Origin of the sequence: Bifidobacterium sp. wkB338, from assembly GCF_003688325.1 — a bacterium.
Lineage (GTDB): Bacteria > Actinomycetota > Actinomycetes > Actinomycetales > Bifidobacteriaceae > Bombiscardovia > Bombiscardovia polysaccharolytica.
The window spans coordinates 13183-32569 of record NZ_NPOR01000013.1; the positions used below are offsets into that span (position 1 = coordinate 13183).

The window sequence follows — 19387 nt, forward strand, 5'->3', positions numbered from 1 at the left end:
ATGTCGGCCTTCGACAAGGATGATGCCGGGCCGCTGAAGGGCGACCCGGCCGCCGCCGGCGAACCGGACGGAAACGAGGCCAAGGCCTCTGACGCCGCCTCGACGGCCGGTCAGGAAGCGGCTCGCGGACGTCACGCCGACAAGACCGCTGCGGACGAGGGCCAAGCGGCCAGCCAGTCCTCGTCGGATTCCTCCGCCAAGGATGCGTCATCAGCAGATGCTCAGGCTGACGATAAGACGGATGCTGACTCGGCTAAGGAAGACGGTGCCGACAAGGGATCAGAGGGGCTGACTCCTCTGGGTCAGGCCAAGAAGGAGGCCGCCGATTATCTGGAGGCCCTCCAGCGCGAGCGGGCCGAGTTCGTCAACTTCCGCAACCGTGCCAAGAAGGAGCAGGACATCTTCCGCCAGCACGGCATCGTGGATGTGCTGACCGCCCTTCTTCCGGCCCTTGATGACATTGACCGGATCAAGGAGCACGGGCAGATGGACGACTCCTTCCAGGCTGTGGCCAAGAAGATCGACAAGACCTTCGAGAAGTTCGGTGTCGAGAAGTTCGGTGAAAAAGGCGAGGACTTCGACCCCACCAAGCATGAGGCCATCCTGCACAAGCCGGACCCCGAGGCCAAGAAAGAGACCGTTGACACGGTGGTCGAGGCAGGTTATCGGATCGGCGACCGGGTGATCCGGGCCGCCAGGGTAGTGGTGACATCGCCCGGGCAGTAGCAGGGACGGTGATTGCGGACCTTCCGCAGGCTGAATCGACGCCTTCGCATGCGGCGGCTGGGTGGGGTTATGATCCCGCCCGCCGCCGCACGCGAAAGGGCGGATTCCAATTCGATATATTCGTAGCTTATGAGGAAAGGAGACATGGATGGCTGAGAATGAATGGCTGAGCAAGGACTATTACAAGGTCCTTGGTGTCTCCAAGGACGCCAGCGAAGCGGAGATCACCAAGGCCTACCGCAAGCTTGCCCGCAAATACCATCCCGATCTCAATAAGACCAAGGAGGCCGAGGAGAAGTTCAAGGATATCTCCGAGGCCTACGACGTGCTCAGCAACAAGGAGCAGCGTCAGAAGTACGATGCAATCCGCCAGTTCGGCATGGGGGGAGCCCGGTTCGCCGGGGGCTCCGGCCAGGGCGGCTTCAACACCGATGCATTCTCGGACATCTTCGGCTCCATGTTCGGCGGGGCCGGGGCACCCGGAGGCACCCGCATCCGTTTCGGCGATGGTTCCGGACAGCCCGACTTTGCTGACATCTTCTCCTCCTTCGGCGGGGGTGGCGGTCGGACCGCTTACCAGGAGAGCAGGCCCAGGCCTGTCAAGGGAGAGGATCGCAACTCGAAAATTGGGCTGTCCTTCCGTCAGGCGGTCAAGGGGGCCACGGTCTCCCTGAGCGTGGGAGGCAAGCGTTTCAAGACGCATATCCCCGCCGGGGTGCGCAACGGCCAGCGGATCAGGCTGGCTGGCAAGGGTCGGCCTGGCAGGGACGGGGGCGCCAATGGCGACCTCTACCTGCAGATCAGCGTCCAGCCCAGCCAACGGTTCACCATGAAGGACAGGGATTTGGTCATGACCCTGCCGGTGACGGTAGCTGAGGCGGCCCTGGGGGCCAAGGTCCAGGCCCGGGATATCGATGACCAGGTCGTCACCTTCAAGATTCCGGCTGGCTCCTCCAGCGGCGACGAGATTCGCATCGCCGGCAAGGGGGTTCAGGACCGGCGCGGCAAGGGCGACCTGGTGGGGCGCCTTGAGATCCGCATGCCCGGTCGGCTCGGCATGGCCCAGAAGAAGGCCATGCGCGACTTTGCCAAGGCAAGCGGTGACTTCGACGAGCAGATCGCCGGGGAGCGCATGAAGATATGACGATCCGGATGCCGGATCAAGTCGGAACGAGCAGCGGAAAGGAGTGATGATCATGGTCAGGGTGGATCCTGAGACCAGGCGGATTTATCTGGCCTGCGCTCGCGGTCTGGTGGCCGGGCACATCAGCCTGGATGCTGCCGACGATGCCGGCTTGGACATCGAGCTGCCGGTCTTCAGCGTCGGTCAGGTCGGGCAGTTGGCCAATATCCATCCGCAGACCCTGCGCCAATATGACCGGCTGGGTCTGATTGTGCCGGAACGGACCGAGGGGGGCGCGCGCCGATACTCCCTGCGGGATCTGGATCGGCTTGGTCAGGCTCAGCATCTGAGCCAGGACGAGTCCATCAACCTGGCCGGGGTGACCAGGATTCTGGCCCTGGCCGAGGAGAATCGTCAGCTGAGGCGCCAGCTGCGCCGCTCCCACCAGTCACAGGGATCCAGCATGTTCGCAGCAGCTGCCGACGGCCGGGTCGTCGAAGTCAGGCGTTCCAGCAGGGCCCGGCTCTGGCGGCAGGACACAACGCATGACGAGGCCGACCCCACGGAGTCCAAATCGCTGATCGTCTGGAGCGTACGCTCCTGAGATGGGTGAGGGGCCTGTGCTATGGTGTACAGGTTGGCCGCTCGCCCAAGAGCTGCGGCTGATCGTCGCCTGAATGCTTTGAGTACGGGGAAACCGCTTGCGCGAAATTCGTCATTCTCTGCTTTGCACGCGGCCTGCGAACTGTCGACCGACAGTACCGTTTTCTTCCCTGTTGTGAAAGGTCATTGTGACTGCTTCATCCATGCCCGATTCCAATTCTTCCAATTCCGGCCAATCTGCCGTAGAACCTATGACTTTCGACCAGCTGGGGGTGCCTGAGCCCTTGGTCCGTGTTCTGCGCAAGGACGGCAAGACCAGCGCCTTCCCCATCCAACGGGACACCCTGCCTGATGCCCTGGCTGGCCGTGACATCCTGGGACGGGGGCGGACCGGTTCCGGCAAGACCTTGGCCTTCAGCATTCCTCTGGTGGCTCGACTGGCTGCTGGCGAGGGAGGACGGGCCCGCCATGGTCGCGGGGGCGCCGCCGGATCCGGCAGTCTGCCCCGCCCGCGTGGTCTTGTCTTGGCTCCCACCCGCGAGCTGGCCAATCAGATCGACGAGGTTCTCAACCCCCTGGCCCAGGCCTACGGCATGCGGACCTGCACAGTCTACGGCGGTGTTGGCCAGGGTCGTCAGGTCGATGCCCTTCGGCGCGGGGCCAAGATTGTGGTGGCCTGCCCGGGTCGCCTGGAGGATTTGCTCCGCCAGCGCAAGCTCAGTCTGGAGGACGTGGAGATCGCCGTGCTGGACGAGGCTGATGAGATGGCCGACATGGGCTTCTTGCCCGCTGTGGAGCGGATTCTGGCCCAGGTTCGTCCGGGCGGTCAGCGCATGCTCTTCTCGGCCACCCTGGATCATGGTGTGGATGCCGTGGTCAAGCGTTTCCTCAAGGATCCCAAGATTCACGAGGTGGATTCGGCCACCCAGCATGTGGATCTGATGACCCACCACATCTTTCGGACCACCCAGGCAGCCAAGCATGATCTGGTGCGCAGGCTGGCCTCGGGTACCGAACGGCGTATCCTCTTCACGCGAACCAAGTTCCAGGCCAAGAAGCTGGCCAAGAACCTGATTGACAACGGCATCCCGGCTGCACAGTTGCATGGCAATCTTTCTCAAAACCAGCGCGATCGCAATCTGGGGGCCTTCTCCCGAGGCGAGGTGAAGGTCCTCGTGGCTACAGACGTGGCCGCCCGCGGCGTGGACATCAGTGACGTAGACCTGGTGGTCCAGGTGGATCCACCAGCCGATCCCAAGTCCTTCTTGCACCGGTCGGGCCGCACAGCCCGGGCTGGCCGTTCCGGCGATGTGGTCACCCTGGTTCTTCCCGACCAGTGGCGTGACACCAGGCGGATGCTGCGCATGGCCCATATCGATGCCAAGCCGGTTCAAGTGACTGCCGATTCGCCCGAAGTTACCGAGCTCGTGGGGCCGTTGGCCAAACCTGTACACGGCTGGTCCTTGCAGGTCGAGCAGCCGCAGGCTTCCAACGGTCGGCCTGCTCGTAGCGGCCGTGGTGGACATCGGGGCCGTTCCCGCGCAGACAGGCGCTTTGATCGTGGTGGCCAGGGCCGTGCTGCAGGCCGGGGTCGGGATCGTCGACCTTCCCGTTTTCAGCGGTCCTCAGAGGACCGACCAGTATTCGATCGCGAGGATGGCCCCTTGGACGGCCGGTCCAGAGTCCATCGTCATTCCGGCAACGGCGAGCGGGTCCACGGTCATGACCGTGGTCGCGCTGGCTCCCGTTTCGATGCTGATCGTCGTGGATTCCGCCGCGGTCATCGCCGCCACCGCCGTGATGACAACCCCTTCCGCTCCGCTTCTAAGCGCTGATCCGCTGATGGGCGCGTTTGCATAATGCGCCCATAGTGGTTATCGGTGCTGATTAGAATCGACAGTGTCTTCACTATTGGGAAGGCGATTGCCGGCTTCGCTGACACATCTCTGAGTGTTCGACGAGAAATTACAAGCTTGTCGGTTCAGGAATTGTCGTGCAATCCTACCCTGGCCCTATGCCAGGGTTTTGCTTATCAAACTGTCTGATTCGACTATGCATCTACTGACTGATGGGTCATGGCAGGAAAGCGGTGGTAATGCGTCGCTGCGACTGGAATTAGCAGGGGCTTCATCGGTCATGATGACGAACGACTTGGCGCATTGTCCAGTAACTGGATGCGGTCAAGAACGGCAAAGAAGAAAAAGCATTATCTCGACACTGTGGAGCTGAGGGTAGTCGAAACCCCGACCTCTTCGATGCGAACGAAGCGCTCTACCAACTGAGCTACAGCCCCATACGTTGCCCGACCGTAGCCGAACAACAGACTGTACTGTATCGCAGGGTGGGCACAAACGCAATTTGGACGGTCTGTGCCATGACTCCGTGTTACGACCCATGGTTCGGTTTTCGCGTCTGCCGGATGGGTTGTCATATTCAGTCACTGAGGTTCGCGTCCTGCTTGATTTTCCCGGGCTCGTCCTGGTCGGCGGCTACCTGCGCGGATTCGGCCCTTTTGCCCCTGCCTGCCCTGGCCTTGATCAGGCCGATAACGGTCGGCATGACGGATATGAGCAGAATAAGGATGATGACCAGTTCGAAATGCTCCTGGACGGCCGGGATACCACCGAAGAAGTAACCCAGGAGGGTGAAGAGGGTGGACCAGACCAGGCCCCCCAGAACACTGAAGGGTGTGAACCGGCTCCACTTCATCCCCGAGATCCCCGAGATGAAAGGCATGAAGGTCCTGATGAAGGGGAAGAAGCGGCCTAGGAAAACAGCCAAGGGGCCCCACTTGTCTATCATTCCCTCTGTTTTGGCCAGCCGCTCCGGGGTCAAGGCCTTCACCCTGCCTGACCTGATGATGGCCCGTCCGAAAAAGTGCCCTATGAAGTAGTTGCTCTGGTCGCCGAGGATCGGAGCCAGGCAGACGAGCGGCAGGAGGATGTCCAATGCCATCCCGCTGGTGGGGTCGTGTGCGAAGACGCCGGCCGCGAATAAGAGGGAGTCACCGGGCAGAAAGGGCATGAAGACCACGCCCGTCTCGATGAAGATGATCAGGAAGATGAATGCGTATGTGGGCACCAGTCCCATGGCAATCCACCCCGCGATAGCGCTGCGCGGATCTTTGAGTAGGTTGATGAGCCAGTGTATGAATCCCATTTGTCAAAGACCGTCCTGTTATGTTGAAACACGAACAGTTTCAAACTGTAACAAGTCTGGTTCACGGCAGGTTGGCATTCACTAGACCCTTGCGAGGAAGACACAACCACCGGCCTCTGGCACTGGGCCTGTGCGAGGGAGGTAAATTGTTCCTATGGTGACTTAATTCGAAGGGTAACGGCTGGTGTCCATGGTCAAAGCCGTTATCAATGACTCCAGTCCAGCCAGTCGTTAGGTCCGCCTGACGTGCAGGTGGAAGGCGGTGGCCTGTCATGGGCTCCCAAGGCCTATCTGCGGATGCCGTACCTGACGGACTCCCTGATAGGGATAGCAAGAGGCGTTTCCTATTTGCGATTATTGGGATTCCCCTGCTAGTCTAATTGACATAAGAGGAATTGTTAATTTAATATCCTATTTACAGGGCTTTGGTAAAACCAAAGCGAAATACATGGCTGTATTCCATTTGACCATGTACCGCATTCGAAGAAGCGAAGTGGCTGACCGAAGGAGGAAGGGTGCAGGTTAATCATCAAGATGCGAACGTCGTTTTGGACCGGGCCGTCGGGTCTCCCGCGTCCGAAGCGACGCTGTCTCATAGTGCGCGAGCGTCCGCGCCGAAAAGGAAAAGACGGTTTCCAGGGAAGGTAGAATCCTCCAAGCGCCACAGTTTCAATCTTTGGCTCCTCATCGTTCCCCTTCTCATTTTCGTAGTTCTCTTTAGTTATCTCCCTCTGTTCGGGTGGGTTTACGCCTTCTTCGACTACCAGCCCCCTATCCCTCTGTCGAAGAGCAAATTCGTGGGCCTCCAGTGGTTCGAGATGATGATTCAGAACCCCGCTCAGCTTCGCGCGGTCTGGCAGGTGCTCATCAACACCTTCGCCATCAGCGGCCTGAACATCCTGACTAGCATGTTCCCCCTCTTCTTCGCCATCGCCCTCAACGAGATTAGGTCCCGTTGGTTCAAGAACGTCGTCCAGACATTGACTACCCTGCCCAACTTCATCAGCTGGGTCCTGGTCTACGCCGTGGCATTCGCCATGTTCTCCTCCTCTGGAATGGTCAACGAGACCCTGATGGACCTCCATCTGATCACAGACCCCATCAAGTTCCTCGATTCCGACTCGCACACCTGGCTGAAGATGCTGGCCTGGAGCCTGTGGAAGGGGCTGGGCTGGGGGTCGATCATGTACCTGGCGGGCATCGCCGGCATTGATCCTGAGCTTTACGAGGCAGCCGAGGTGGATGGGGCAAACCGCTTCCAGCAGATCATCCATGTGACGATTCCGCAGTTGATGCCCACCTACTTCGTGCTCCTGCTCCTGTCAGTTTCCAACTTCCTGAACAACGGGATGGATCAGTACTTCGTCTTCCAGAACGCCTTCAACCTCAAGCACATCCAGGTGCTTGACCTCTACGTCTACAACGTGGGCATGGGCCAGAACAGTCTCTCTCTCGCCACAGCCATATCCATGCTGAAATCCATAGTCAGTGTGGTCCTCTTACTGAGTGTCAACACACTGTCCAAACGTGTGCGCGGCGAGTCGATCATCTGAGGTCCCGAGCGGAAAAGGAGAGCTGAAATATGAGTGACGCTATCGACACATCTGCCAGGACCTTGGACGGGTCCCATCTGATTCGCAGATCAAAAGGGGAGAAGGTCTACAATGTTTTTAACATCGCCTTCTTTGTCCTCTTTGCCTTCATCTGTACATATCCCTTCTACTACCTGATCATCAACAGCATCTCCGACAATGATGCAAGTGCGGCTGGTGATGTCAACTGGTTCCCCCAAGGTTTCCACCTGGAGAACTACAAGGCCGTCTTCAAGCTGGAGGGCCTGGGGGATGCTGCTATGGTCTCCCTGGGACGTACCGTGATCGGCACGGCCCTGACCGTCATAGCCAGCGCCTTCCTGGGCTTTATGTTTACTCAGAAGAAGATGTGGCACCGGTCCTTCTGGTACCGGTTCGTCATCATCACCATGTACTTCAATGCTGGTCTGATCCCTATGTTCATCACGATGAAGAATCTGGGTCTGACCAATAACTTCTGGGTGTACATCCTGCCGGCCGTCGTGCAGCCCTTCAACATTATTCTGGTGAAGACCTACATCGAGTCCATCCCCTCTTCCCTCCAGGAGGCGGCCGAGGTTGACGGCGCTGGCACACTGACCGTTTTCAGAAAGATAATACTGCCTATGTGCACGCCGATCCTGGCCACGGTGGCTATCTTCTCGGCCGTGGGGCAGTGGAACTCCTTCCAGGACACTCTGCTTTACATGTCGGATTCCAAGCTCTACTCCCTGCAGTACGTGCTCTACCTCTACATCAACCAAGCAGCTGCCCTGGCCTCCTCGGTCAAGGCTAGCGGTACGGGTAGCGCTCTGAATGCGGCCGCTATGGCCACCCAGCAGACCCCGACCTCAATTCGCATGACTGTTGCTGTGATTGTGGTGCTGCCCATTCTCTTCGTCTATCCCTTCTTCCAGCGCTACTTTGTCAAGGGCATGATGCTCGGCGCCGTCAAGGGGTGAACCGTACCCCCCCCCCTCCCGCAAAGCGGCATCCGGCCGGGAGGGGATTCGGCCGGACCTGCCTGTGGGAGGTGACGTTAGTGAGGTAGATGGTTCCGGCCAATAGAGAAGGAAAAACAAAACGGGAGAGCCGACGTGGGGTGTCGACTTCCGATCTGGCCCTAAGGGGTCGGACCGCTCCGGAAGAACTAAACAATAAGAACTAAACAATAAGAATCAAAAATAGAAGAAAAAGGAGGAACAATGTCCCTCAAGAAGAAGGCATCAATGGCGATGGCCTTGATCCTGTCCTCGGCCATGGCCCTTGCAGGCTGCGGCGGTGAGAGCAGCAGCGAGGGTGCTGATGACAAGGGCCTGATGAATGTGGAGATGTTCTCCATGTCCGCCACCGCCCAGGGAGAGCAGAAGGGTTGGTTCGCCAAGATACTCAAGGACAAGTTCAATATGAAGATGAAGGTGGTTGCACCTGCTCAGACGGGTAACGCGGAGACCATCTTCCAGACCAGGGCGGCCACTGGCAACCTGGGTGACCTGATTTTGACCAACACGGACAATGGTCGTCTGGAGAAGCTGGTCAAGGCCAACCTGATTGCCGACATGACTCCTTACATGAAGAATGAGAAGCATCTAAAGAAGTTCCAGGGTGCCCTGGACAGGGTCACCAAGGTGGCGGGTAAGGATGGCGTCTGGGGGGCCCCGTCCGATGTGGCCACTCAGTCGCCCGCCAAACCTTCCGCCGGTGACGAGCCGGGCACGGCCCCCCATATCCGCTGGGATTACTACCGCGAAGTGGGTTACCCCAAGATCAACAATCTGGATGACTTCCTTGACGTTCTCAAGCTCATGCAGGACAAGGCCCGTGAGGACACTGGGAAAAAGGACATCTATGCCCTCAGCCTCTTCAAGGACTGGGACCAGGAGATGATGAAGTACCCGATGGATATGGCATCCTGGTACGGGTACAATCCCATGAACACGGTCCTTACCCGGGCCGACGGGAAGGACGACCAGCCTGTTACCAAGGAGGGTGGCATCTACGAGCAGATGCTGCGTTTCCTCAACAAGGCCTCCAGGATGGGCCTGGTGGATCCGGATTCCTCCACCCAGACCTGGGACAACATTTCCCAGAAGGTCCACCAGGGCAAGGTCCTGGCAGACATTTGGAGCTGGCTGGGCCAGCCGGCCGTCAATACCGTGGGCAACAAGGCCAAGGGGGTTGGATTCATGCTGGCCCCAGTACCCGGCCTGAAGGTCTACGCGGACGGGTTTATGCCCGACGGTCATGACCCGGTCATCGCCGTGGGTGCCAAGGCCAAGAACAAGCAGCGCCTGGTCGACTTCATCGACTGGCTCTACTCGCCCGAGGGTGTCTATGCCACGGCCACCGGTGCCATGGGACAGGCCTGCCCGGAGAAGATGTGCTGGGAGCGGACCAAGGACGGTAACAAGATGACCGACCTGGGTATCAGGGTCATGTTCGGGACTGAGGAAGACCCGGACAATAGTCAGCCGGTACCTGCCAAGTTCGGTGGCGGCCAGTACGGCAAGGGAGTGTCGATGATGCACTTCACCGGCATCCACAAGAACGACATCGACCCGACCACCAAGGAGACCTATAACCCCCAGCTGTGGAAATCTGAGCTGGCCAAGCCTGATGCCCTCAGGGATGACTGGTCCGCCCATATGGACGGTGCCAAGACCGCTCTTGAGTGGCTGCAGAAGCATGACGAGGTCATGGTCGCCGTCGGGGCAGGCTTCGTGGCTCCGACTGAGGACTCCTCCATCAAGGCTTTGCGCGGCCAGGTCAAGTCCGAGATCGTCTCCCAGTCCTGGAAGGCGGTCTACGCCAAGGATGACAACGAGTTCAACACCATCCTGAAGACCATGAGAGACAACCTGAAGGGGCTTGGATACGAGCAGGTCGAGAAGATCGACATGGCCAACGCCAAGGCCCAGACCAAGGCACGTCAGAAGATTGTCAAGGAATGGGAGGAACAGCACGGCAAGTGAGATCCGGTCCGGTGAAAGACGGCCCGGGTTCTGGCGGGGGCCGTACAGCCCCCCGTACGCCCCGATGACCTGCCCGGACCGGTCAAGGAAATCCAATTCAGATTTTTCTGGCCGGACCGGGGAGCCGGACGGTGGTAAGAGACGCCACGGGTTGGGTGGCGGATGACAAAGAAGGAAGATAATCGATGAACCTCAAGAAGAAGGCAATGGCGGCGATCGCCGTCGCCATCACCGGTGCCATGTCCTTGGCGGGCTGTGGTGGCGGTGCTAATTCAAGCGATGGCCCGGACGACCACTCTGAAATGACCGTTGAGATGTTCTCCCAGGACGCCACGGCCCAGGGTATGCAGAAGGGCTGGTTCGCCAAGCTGATCAAGGACAAGTTCAACATCAAGCTCAAGGTCATCGCACCGGGTGTCACCGGCAACAGCGAGACTCTCTTCGAGACCCGTTCGGCAGCCGGGAACCTGGGCGACTTGATTCTGACCCACACCGGCAATGGCCGCCTGCAGAAGCTGGTTAAGGCCGATCTGATTACTGATCTGACCCCCTACATCAAGAACGAGAAGTACTTGAAGAAGTACAAGGGCGCCCTGGACAGGGTGACCAAGGTGGCGGGTAAGGATGGCGTCTGGGGCATCCCCGGAAACGTGTCCTCCCAGTCCCCGCTCAAGTCGAACGCTGGAGATGAGCCCGGCACGGCTCCCCACATCCGTTGGGACTACTATCGTGAGGTCGGTTACCCGGAGATTAAGAACCTGGATGACTTCCTCAACGTTATGAAGCTCATGCAGGACAAGGCCCGGGCCGACACCGGCCAGAAGGACATCTACGCTCTCAGCCTCTTCAAGGACTGGGATGGGGAGATGATGAAGTTCCCCATGGATATGGCCTCCTGGTATGGGTACAATACGATGAACTCGGTCCTGACCAAGGCTGACGGCTCTGATGACCAGACCCCCATCCAGGAGGGCGGCATCTACGAGAAGCTCCTGCGCTTCCTCAACAAGGCCCAGAGGATGGGCCTGATTGATCCGGATTCTTCCACTCAGACCTGGGACAACATCACCGCCAAGACCAGCCAGGGCAAGATGCTGGTCGACATCTGGTGCTGGCTGGGCCAACCCCGCATCAACTCTGCTGCCAACAAGGCCAAGGGAATCGGGTTCATGCTGGCGCCCTTGCAGGACATGAACATTTATTCAGACGGCTTCGCCCCCGATGGGGTGGATCCCATCCTGGCAATCGGTGCCAAGGCCAAGAACAAGCAGCGCCTGGTTGACTTCCTCAACTGGCTTTACTCGCCTGAGGGTGTCTATGCCACGGCCCAGAACGCCGGTGGCCCCGTCTGCCCGGAAAAGCTCTGCTGGACCAGGAGCTCTGAAGGCAACAAGATGACCGATTTCGGCCTCAAGGCCATGAATGAGGCCGACGGACTGAAGGTCCCCGCAGAGTTCGGCGGCGGTGACTACAACAAGGGCATCTCCATGATGCACTTCCAGGGGCTGAACCAGAACGACATCGACCCGACCACCAAGGAGACCTACAATCCGGCCCTGTGGAAGACCGAACTGGCCAAGCCCAACGCCCTCAGGGATGACTGGTCCGCCCATATGGACGGTGCCAAGACGGCCCTGGAGTATCTGGAGAAGCACAAGCAGATTGTGGTCGCCCCCGGCTCAGGGTACATCCCGCCCGAGGAGGACTCCCAGATCACCGCAGTTCGCGGCCAGGTCAAGTCCGAGATCGTCTCCGAGTCCTGGAAGGCGGTCTATGCCAAGGATGACAACGAGTTCGATACCATCCTGAAGACCATGCGCAACAATGTGAAGGGGTTGGGCTACGAGAAGATCGAAAAGATCGACATGGCCAACGCCAAGGCTCAAACCAAGGCACGCCAGGACATTGTGAAGGAGTATGAGAACAGGACCAAGTGATTCCACGATTCCGGCCTGCCTGGCGGTCCATGATCCGTCAGTAGAGCCGGGGTCCTATAGGTAAAGCGAGGGGGGCGGTGTCCGCCAGGTTCAGAGCCAGCGGACAGCTGCCCCCTTTCTGTACCCTGTATGCCACTCTTGGCAGCCTGGACGCAACCGTGGTTCATGCGAGCGGCCTATACCCTGTCAATCTACGCGAAATGTGATCTGCCATTCAGCGAGGTGTGCGGGGGCACCGCCTTGGTTACAGAGAACCGTTCTTATAGGTGGTTGTGGTGTCTCCCTTGGCACCCCGCTCGAAACGGTCGAAGGCCCGTAGATAGATTAGTGACTTGGCATATGCCAGCCAGGAGAAGCCGAAGATTATGGCCATGACCCGCAGGAAGGGAACATAGTAGACGAGGAAGGCGAAGGCCACGTCGATGGCCAGGAGGCAGATGGCGTAGAGGGGGATCCCCATGGGAACACCGACGGAGAGTTTGAAGAAACCCCAGACAGTATTGGTGTAGCGGGATTGCAGGGGGTAGAAGAACTCGTATGAGAGGACGAGTAGGACGGTTCCGATGATCAGGACAATGATGGCGAGATAGGTCATCGCCCCCTTCATGCTCAACCAGAAGGCCAGTGAGTAAATGATGATGGCACCCAGCGCCACGTGGATGATGAAGGCGATTATGGACTGCTTGAACTCCCGGATGAAGCGGTGCAGGTACTGTCTGCAGAGGGGAATGTCGTCGTGGTCGTCATAGGCGAAGACCGTGCCGTAGAGGGCGCTGCGGGAGGGCCCTATCGTGATCAGGGGTATGCAGGTGACGACGAAGAGCAGGTTCAGAGCTGTGAATCTGAGCAGGGTGTTCACGAACTGCCAGAAGGGGCTTTCGAGGTTGAAGTGCATGATCCGCCTTTCCTCTTTGACTCTACCTGTCAGTGCACCCGGCGGGGGCGGCGGCACGCGGGCAGGAGACTGGGCGCGGCCATCCTGTTGTTCTGTCTTCTGCTCCGTTGGCTACAGGAACAGCTGTCGGACGGGTCTGTCAGAAAGGTGACCGATCTTGCCTGGACCCATGGGTGGGAGCGGTCCTGTCTTACGTGGTGACATGCCTTGCAGCATACCGCGGCTTGACAGCTAAGTTAAATCGGTGTACTAATCTATTTACAAACATATAAATAAGCCTACTACGGTAAACACGGCGCCGAAAAGTAGTGGAAGCATTCGGCGCATGGCTGGCAACGCAATGGAGCGGGCTTATAGGAAAGACAGGAGGGCAGGATGTCAACTGGCGACATTCCGTTGAACGCCACCCGGCGGGGTAAGACTAAACGCCAAGGGGGCATAAGCGGCAAGAAGAGACACAGCATCAACCTCTTCCTCTTGACCGTCCCCTTTCTGATACTGGTCATCCTCTTCAGTTACTATCCACTGCTCGGATGGGTATATGCCTTCTATGACTATCAGCCACCCATTCCCCTTTCGGAGAGCCAATTCGTCGGCTTCCAGTGGTTCAAGATGATGATCCAGAATCCGGCCCAGCTGCATACGGTCGTCCAGGTCCTGATCAACACTTTCGTGATGAGCGGCCTGGGCATTCTGACCTCATTCTTCCCGCTGTTCTTTGCCATCGGCCTCAATGAGATTCGCAGCAAGCACTTCAAGAACGTCATCCAGACCCTGACTACCCTGCCCAACTTCATCAGCTGGGTCCTGGTCTACGCCGTGGCATTCGCCATGTTCTCCTCCACTGGCATGGTCAATGAGCTCCTGCAGAACATCCACCTGATTTCACAGCCTATCCACTTCCTGGATTCCGATAACTGGACCTACATCAAGATGCTCCTGTGGAGCCTGTGGAAGGGTCTGGGCTGGGGGTCCATCCTCTACCTGGCCGGCATATCCGGCATCGACCCCGAACTCTACGAGGCCGCCCAGGTGGATGGGGCCAACCGATTCCAGCAGATCATACACGTTACGATTCCGCAGCTCATGCCCACATACCTGGTCATGCTGATGCTGAGCGTCTCCAACTTCCTGAACAACGGGATGGATCAGTACTTCGTCTTCCAGAACGCCTTCAACCTCAAGCACATCCAGGTGCTTGACCTCTACGTCTACAACGTGGGCATGGGTCAGAACAGCCTCTCTCTTGCGACGGCCATATCCATGCTGAAATCCCTGGTCAGTGTGGTCCTTTTGTTCCTGGTCAATTGGGCCTCCAAGCGGACCCGTGGCGAGTCAATCATCTGAGCGTGAGGGGAAAACAATCATGAGCGACAGCATGGCAATCGAATCGAAGGGCGTTTCTCCCCTCCTGCAGCGGACCAAGGGCGAGAAGGTGTTCAATGTCTTCAACATCGTCTTCTTCATCCTCTTCGCCTTTATCTGTACATATCCTTTCTACTATCTGATCATCAACAGCATCTCCGACAACACCCTGAGTGCCGCCGGCAAGATCACGATTCTGCCAAAGGGAATCCACTGGAGCAACTATGTGGAGGTCTTCAAGCTGGAGGGCCTGGGCACGGCAGCCATGGTCTCCCTGGGACGTACCGTGATCGGTGCCGCCCTGACCGTACTGGCCAGCGCCTTCCTGGGCTTCCTCTTCACTCAGGAGGGAATGTGGCATCGCAAGCTCTGGTACCGCTTCATCATCGTGACCATGTACTTCAATGCTGGTCTGATCCCTATGTTCATCACGATGAAGAATCTGGGTCTGACCAATAACTTCTGGGTGTACATCCTGCCGGCCATCGTGCAGCCCTTCAACATTATTCTGGTGAAGACCTACATCGAGTCCATCCCCAAGTCTCTCCAGGAGGCGGCCGAGGTGGACGGCGCCGGCACACTGACGGTCTTCTTCAAGATCGTCCTGCCCATGTGCACGCCGATCCTGGCCACGGTGGCCATCTTCTCGGCCGTGGGGCAGTGGAACTCCTTCCAGGACACCTTGATCTACATGACTGATTCAAAGCTCTACTCTCTGCAGTATCTGCTCTATCAGTACATCAACCAGGCAAGCTCCTTGGCCAGTGCAGTCAAGGCCAGCGCGGGCGGCGCCCTGAATATGGCGGCCCTGGCCACCCAGCAGACCCCGACCTCAATTCGCATGACTGTTGCCGTGATCGTGGTGCTGCCCATCCTCTTTATCTACCCGCTCTTCCAGCGCTACTTCGTCAAGGGCATGATGCTCGGCGCCGTCAAGGGCTGATCGAGAGGAGGTGCAACCTAGCCGCCGTGCGGGCCTGATCCCACGCGGCGGCCAGGAAGCGTTCATGTCGATTCATCAAGGAGGACAAATCGATGAGAGATGCAAGGCCGGCAATGGCCCCGCCGGTCCGAAGGAGATCAACCACGGGGTTGACCATCACCGCTCACGGAGTCGTCGGCGGTGGGCAGGGGCCTGGGGGCCGGGAGCATGGACTGAGGGGGACCACGCAGGCCGTTGAGACAATCTAAGAGACATAGGGATGTAAGCGGAAGTCAGAACCCTCCTGATGACCTGCAGCCCGCCGACTTGCCGAAGGTGACAGGACGGGCCCAGGAGCCGGACGGTGTCTGGAAAGGGGAAACAATGCAAGCCAAGAAGCTGACGGCGGTGGCTGCCGCTGTCATAACCGTGTCCATGGCCCTGGCGGGCTGTGGCGGCGGAGACAATTCCGCCAACGAGAAGGACGACGGGTCGCTCATGCAGGTGGATGTCTTCGATGGTCTGGCCAACTACCAGGGCATCCAGAAGGGCTGGTTCGCCAAGATGGTCAAGGACAAGTTCAACCTCAAGTTGAACATCGTGGCCCCCAATGTGGCGGGCGGGGGCAGCACCCTCTTCGACACCCGTTCAGCAGCCGGGAACCTGGGTGACATCATTATCACCGGCTCCGGCTCCGGCCAGGCGGCCAAGCTGGTCAAGTCCCACCTGATCGAGGACATGACACCGTACATGAAGAATGCGAAGAACATCAAGAAGTACAAATCCGCCACCGACGCCTTCAACAAGGTGGCCGGACAGACAAGCGGGGTCTGGGGGGTGCCCGGGTCGGTCACTTCTCTGCCGCCCACGGAGCCCTCCGAGGGGCTGGAGCCCACCTTCGGCCCCTACGTGCGGTGGGACATCTACAAGGAGGTAGGCTATCCCAGGATCGCCGACATGGATGACCTGGTCAATGTCCTCAAGCAGATGCAGGACAAGGCCAGGGCAGATACCGGCGACAAGAGCATCTACGCCATGTCCCTCTTCAAGGACTGGGACGGCAACATGATGAACAACGCCAAACAGCCCACCTGCTACTACGGTTACGACGAGATGGGCTTCGTTCTGGCCAAGGCCGACGGCTCTGACTACCAGTCGGTCACCCAGAAGGGCGGGATGTACGAGAAGGCCCTCCAGTTCTTCAACAAGGCATCACAGGCTGGCCTGGTTGACCCCGAGTCGACCACCCAGAACTACGACACCATGTATGCCAAGTACCAGCAGGGCAAGATCCTCTTCTCCTTCTGGCCATGGCTGGGGCAGGCCGCTTACAACACCACGGACAACAAAGCCCAGGGCAAAGGCTTCATGATCGCCCCCCTGGAGGATATGAAGATCTTCTCCTATGGCGCCACGCCTGACGGGGGCAGCACCTTCATCGCTCTGGGTTCCAAGGCCAAGAACAAGCAACGCCTGGTCAACTTCATCGACTGGCTTTACTCACCTGAGGGGGTTTACGCCTCCGGTGCCCAAACCGGCGGATCCGCTGGTCCTAAGAACCTGAACTGGACGGTCAAGGACGGCAAGCCGGTTCTGACGGATTTCGGCGAGAAGGTCCTCTTCGGCAACGGTGCCAACGTGCCGGCCGATTGGGGTGGCGGCACCTATAAGGACGGGGTTTCGGCCTTGAACTACCCGACTGTGATTGTCCAGGACAAGGATCCCTCCACGGGCTACCCCTACAACGCCAGTATGTGGCCCTCGCAGCTGGCCAAAAATACGGACGCGCTGAGCACTGACTGGTCTGCCCACATGGGCGGGGCCAAGACCACCATGGAATATCTGAAGAAGAACGACAAGATCATGGTGGCCCCCGGTTCCAGCTACGTGACCCCGGACGAGTCCTCCCAGATCAAGACCCTCCGCGGCCAGGTGAAGACCGAGATCGTCAACGCCTCCTGGAAGGCCTCCTTCGCCAAGGATGACAACGAGTTCAATGCCCTCCTCGATGAGATGCGCTCCAAGGTTGACGGGATGGGCTACAAGCAGGTTCTCGATGTGGACATGAAGGACGCCAAGGACCAGAACACGGCCCGGGTAAACATCAAGAAGCAGTTCGAAGACAAGAAGTGAAGCAGAGTATGAGCGTCCGGTCCCGTCGGGAGCCCTGGGGGTTCGGGCCTCACATGAAGTCTTGACCACCTTGCTGGGCCTGTGTCGAGCGACCGGCACGAGCCGACCAAGGGAGTCTGAAAATCAGACTATTGCAGAGAAAGGTAACAAGGAAACCATGAAGAAGAGTAAACTCGCAGTGGTGATGGCAGCGGTGCTGTCAGCCTCGCTGGCCTTGGCCGGCTGTGGCGGCGGAGGAGACAACTCGGCCAACGAGAAGGATGACGGCTCCTTGATGAAGGTGGACGTCTATGACGACCTGGCCAACTACCAGGGCATCCAGAAGGGCTGGTTCGCCAAGATGGTCAAGGACAAGTTCAACCTCAAGTTGAACATGATCTCGCCCAATGTGGCCGGTGGTGGCAGCACTCTCTTCGATACCCGTTCGGCAGCCGGGAACCTGGGCGATCTGGTCATCACCGGAGCTGGCAACGGCAGACTGACCAAGTTGATCAAGGCCCACCTGATCGATGACATGACACCGTACCTGAAGAATGCGAAGAACATCAAAAAGTACAAGTCCGCCACCGATGCCCTCAACAAACTGGCTGGGCAGAGCAGCGGGGTCTGGGGGGTGCCGCAGAGCGTCTCCACCAAGAGCCCGACCGATCCCTCCGAAGGTAACGAGCCTGTTTTCGGCCCTTACATCCGCTGGGACTACTACCGTGAGATTGGCTACCCCAAGTTCAACAACCTGGATGACTTCCTGCAGATCCTCAAGCAGATGCAGGACAAGGCCCGGGCAGATACCGGCGACAAGAATGTCTATGCCTTCTCCCTCTTCAAGGACTGGGACGGCAACATGATGAACAACGCCAAGCAGCCCACAACCTACTTCGGTTACGACGAGATGGGCTTCGTTCTGGCCAAGGCCGATGGTTCTGACTACCAGTCGGTCACTCAGAAAGGCGGGATGTACGAGAAGGCCCTCCAGTTCTTCAACAAGGCCAACCAGATGGGCTTGGTCGACCCCGAGTCCTCCACCCAGAACTACGACACCATGTCGAACAAGTACAAGCAGGGCAAGATCCTCTTCTCCTTCTGGAGCTATCTTGGTCCTGCCGCTTACAACACCACGGAAAATAAGGCCCAAAGCAAGGGCTATATGCTGGCCCCCATGGGTGACATGAAGATCTTCTCCTACGGAGCCACCCCCAATGGCGGCGCCGCCATTATCGCTGTCGGGTCCAAGGCCAAGAACAAGCAACGCTTGGTGAACTTCATCGACTGGCTCTATTCCAAAGAGGGCGTCTATGCCATGGCTGGCAATGTCAAGGGCATGAACTTCGACATCAAGGACGGCAAGCCCGAGCTGACCGACTTCGGCAAGAAGCTTCAGAGCGACAAGTCCTCCAAGGTCCCCGCCCAGTTCGGCGGCGGCTCTTACGCCGACGGTGTATCTGCCCTGAACTTCACCACTGAGCTGGCCACTGACATCGATCCTGATACCAAGGAGCCATATGACTCCAGCATGTGGAAGTCCACCATCGACCAGTTCAGCAACTCGGCCCTGGACAAGGATTGGTCCGAGCACATGGACGGGGCCAAGACCTCCATGCAGTATCTGGAGAAGGCGAACAAGCTCATGATCGCCCCCGGCTCCAGCTTCATCCAGCCCGATGAGTCCTCCCAGATCTCTACCCTGCGCGGACAGGTGAAGACCGAGATCGTCAACACCTCCTGGAAGGCAGTCTTCGCCAAGGACGACAACGAGTTCAACAGCCTAATGGACGAGATGCGTTCCAAGGTCGACGGACTGGGCTTCAAGCAGGTACTGGATGTGGACATGAAGAATGCCAAGGACCAGAACACGGCACGTGTCAACATCAAGAAGCAGTTCGCCAATCGCGAGAAGTCGGAAAGCAACTGATTCCGCGCCGGACGGTGAGGCAGGGGAGCTCTGGCGACCCTGCCCGCCGTCAGACATGTACCGGTGGGGAGC

General features: G+C 58.6%; 14 protein-coding genes and 1 tRNA gene. 12 read left to right on the plus strand and 3 right to left on the minus strand.

Features of this window, described 5'->3' with window-relative positions:
* The 4 genes from grpE (at position 1) to CI603_RS03160 (ending at position 4287) form a co-directional block, all read left to right on the plus strand.
* A complete protein-coding gene (gene grpE, locus CI603_RS03145) occupies positions 1–726 on the plus strand; it encodes a nucleotide exchange factor GrpE (protein WP_121913010.1) in 726 nt (241 codons plus the stop codon).
* 148 nt (positions 727–874) lie between these two features.
* Positions 875–1870, plus strand: coding sequence for a DnaJ C-terminal domain-containing protein (locus tag CI603_RS03150; RefSeq protein WP_121913011.1), 996 nt, complete (start codon positions 875–877; stop codon positions 1868–1870).
* 52 nt (positions 1871–1922) lie between these two features.
* Positions 1923–2453, plus strand: a complete 531-nt coding sequence (locus tag CI603_RS03155; protein WP_110424916.1) for a heat shock protein transcriptional repressor HspR — start codon at positions 1923–1925, stop codon at positions 2451–2453.
* A 202-nt stretch (positions 2454–2655) separates the two neighbouring features.
* Positions 2656–4287, plus strand: coding sequence for a DEAD/DEAH box helicase (locus tag CI603_RS03160; RefSeq protein WP_259465465.1), 1632 nt, complete (start codon positions 2656–2658; stop codon positions 4285–4287).
* A gap of 385 nt (positions 4288–4672) precedes the next feature.
* Here the strand turns inward: CI603_RS03160 and CI603_RS03165 are convergent.
* Positions 4673–4745: transfer RNA gene (locus CI603_RS03165), tRNA-Ala, on the minus strand.
* A gap of 140 nt (positions 4746–4885) precedes the next feature.
* A complete protein-coding gene (locus CI603_RS03170; protein ID WP_121913013.1) occupies positions 4886–5611 on the minus strand; it encodes a VTT domain-containing protein in 726 nt (241 codons plus the stop codon).
* 818 nt (positions 5612–6429) lie between these two features.
* On the opposite strand from CI603_RS03170, the gene CI603_RS03175 reads away from it, so the two are divergent.
* From CI603_RS03175 to CI603_RS03190, 4 genes are all read left to right on the plus strand, one after another.
* Positions 6430–7164, plus strand: a complete 735-nt coding sequence (locus tag CI603_RS03175) for an ABC transporter permease subunit (RefSeq protein ID WP_248004281.1) — start codon at positions 6430–6432, stop codon at positions 7162–7164.
* Between the two features lie 29 nt (positions 7165–7193).
* Positions 7194–8144: a carbohydrate ABC transporter permease gene (locus CI603_RS03180; protein WP_121913014.1), complete on the plus strand. Its 951-nt coding sequence runs from the start codon at positions 7194–7196 to the stop codon at positions 8142–8144.
* Positions 8145–8387: 243 nt separating this feature from the next.
* Entirely contained in the window at positions 8388–10154 is a 1767-nt protein-coding gene (locus tag CI603_RS03185; RefSeq protein WP_121913015.1) for an ABC transporter substrate-binding protein, read from the plus strand.
* Positions 10155–10339: 185 nt separating this feature from the next.
* The gene (locus tag CI603_RS03190) at positions 10340–12091 is read left to right on the plus strand and encodes an ABC transporter substrate-binding protein (RefSeq protein ID WP_121913016.1); all 1752 of its coding nucleotides are present in this window, start codon (positions 10340–10342) and stop codon (positions 12089–12091) included.
* Between the two features lie 244 nt (positions 12092–12335).
* Here the strand turns inward: CI603_RS03190 and CI603_RS03195 are convergent, their stop codons facing one another.
* Positions 12336–12986: a YesL family protein gene (locus CI603_RS03195; protein WP_121913017.1), complete on the minus strand. Its 651-nt coding sequence runs from the start codon at positions 12984–12986 to the stop codon at positions 12336–12338.
* 375 nt (positions 12987–13361) lie between these two features.
* Between CI603_RS03195 and CI603_RS03200 the strand changes: the two genes are divergently transcribed.
* From CI603_RS03200 to CI603_RS03215, 4 genes are all read left to right on the plus strand, one after another.
* The gene (locus CI603_RS03200) at positions 13362–14333 is read left to right on the plus strand and encodes a sugar ABC transporter permease (RefSeq protein ID WP_121913018.1); all 972 of its coding nucleotides are present in this window, start codon (positions 13362–13364) and stop codon (positions 14331–14333) included.
* 19 nt (positions 14334–14352) lie between these two features.
* On the plus strand, positions 14353–15294 hold the full coding sequence (locus CI603_RS03205; RefSeq protein WP_232339520.1) for a carbohydrate ABC transporter permease: 942 nt from the start codon (positions 14353–14355) through the stop codon (positions 15292–15294).
* A gap of 363 nt (positions 15295–15657) precedes the next feature.
* Entirely contained in the window at positions 15658–17406 is a 1749-nt protein-coding gene (locus CI603_RS03210; RefSeq protein ID WP_121913019.1) for an ABC transporter substrate-binding protein, read from the plus strand.
* Positions 17407–17563: 157 nt separating this feature from the next.
* Positions 17564–19315, plus strand: a complete 1752-nt coding sequence (locus tag CI603_RS03215) for an ABC transporter substrate-binding protein (RefSeq protein WP_121913020.1) — start codon at positions 17564–17566, stop codon at positions 19313–19315.
* Positions 19316–19387 lie beyond the last annotated feature (72 nt).

Excerpts from the sequence above, each read along its gene's own strand:
- grpE (WP_121913010.1), top strand. The coding sequence starts at position 1 with ATGTCGGCCTTCGACAAGGATGATGCCGGGCCGCTGAAGGGCGACCCG.
- CI603_RS03150 (WP_121913011.1), top strand. The coding sequence starts at position 875 with ATGGCTGAGAATGAATGGCTGAGCAAGGACTATTACAAGGTCCTTGGT.
- CI603_RS03155 (WP_110424916.1), top strand. The coding sequence starts at position 1,923 with ATGGTCAGGGTGGATCCTGAGACCAGGCGGATTTATCTGGCCTGCGCT.
- CI603_RS03160 (WP_259465465.1), top strand. The coding sequence starts at position 2,656 with ATGCCCGATTCCAATTCTTCCAATTCCGGCCAATCTGCCGTAGAACCT.
- CI603_RS03170 (WP_121913013.1), bottom strand. The coding sequence starts at position 5,611 with ATGGGATTCATACACTGGCTCATCAACCTACTCAAAGATCCGCGCAGC.
- CI603_RS03175 (WP_248004281.1), top strand. The coding sequence starts at position 6,430 with ATGATGATTCAGAACCCCGCTCAGCTTCGCGCGGTCTGGCAGGTGCTC.
- CI603_RS03180 (WP_121913014.1), top strand. The coding sequence starts at position 7,194 with ATGAGTGACGCTATCGACACATCTGCCAGGACCTTGGACGGGTCCCAT.
- CI603_RS03185 (WP_121913015.1), top strand. The coding sequence starts at position 8,388 with ATGTCCCTCAAGAAGAAGGCATCAATGGCGATGGCCTTGATCCTGTCC.
- CI603_RS03190 (WP_121913016.1), top strand. The coding sequence starts at position 10,340 with ATGAACCTCAAGAAGAAGGCAATGGCGGCGATCGCCGTCGCCATCACC.
- CI603_RS03195 (WP_121913017.1), bottom strand. The coding sequence starts at position 12,986 with ATGCACTTCAACCTCGAAAGCCCCTTCTGGCAGTTCGTGAACACCCTG.
- CI603_RS03200 (WP_121913018.1), top strand. The coding sequence starts at position 13,362 with ATGTCAACTGGCGACATTCCGTTGAACGCCACCCGGCGGGGTAAGACT.
- CI603_RS03205 (WP_232339520.1), top strand. The coding sequence starts at position 14,353 with ATGAGCGACAGCATGGCAATCGAATCGAAGGGCGTTTCTCCCCTCCTG.
- CI603_RS03210 (WP_121913019.1), top strand. The coding sequence starts at position 15,658 with ATGCAAGCCAAGAAGCTGACGGCGGTGGCTGCCGCTGTCATAACCGTG.
- CI603_RS03215 (WP_121913020.1), top strand. The coding sequence starts at position 17,564 with ATGAAGAAGAGTAAACTCGCAGTGGTGATGGCAGCGGTGCTGTCAGCC.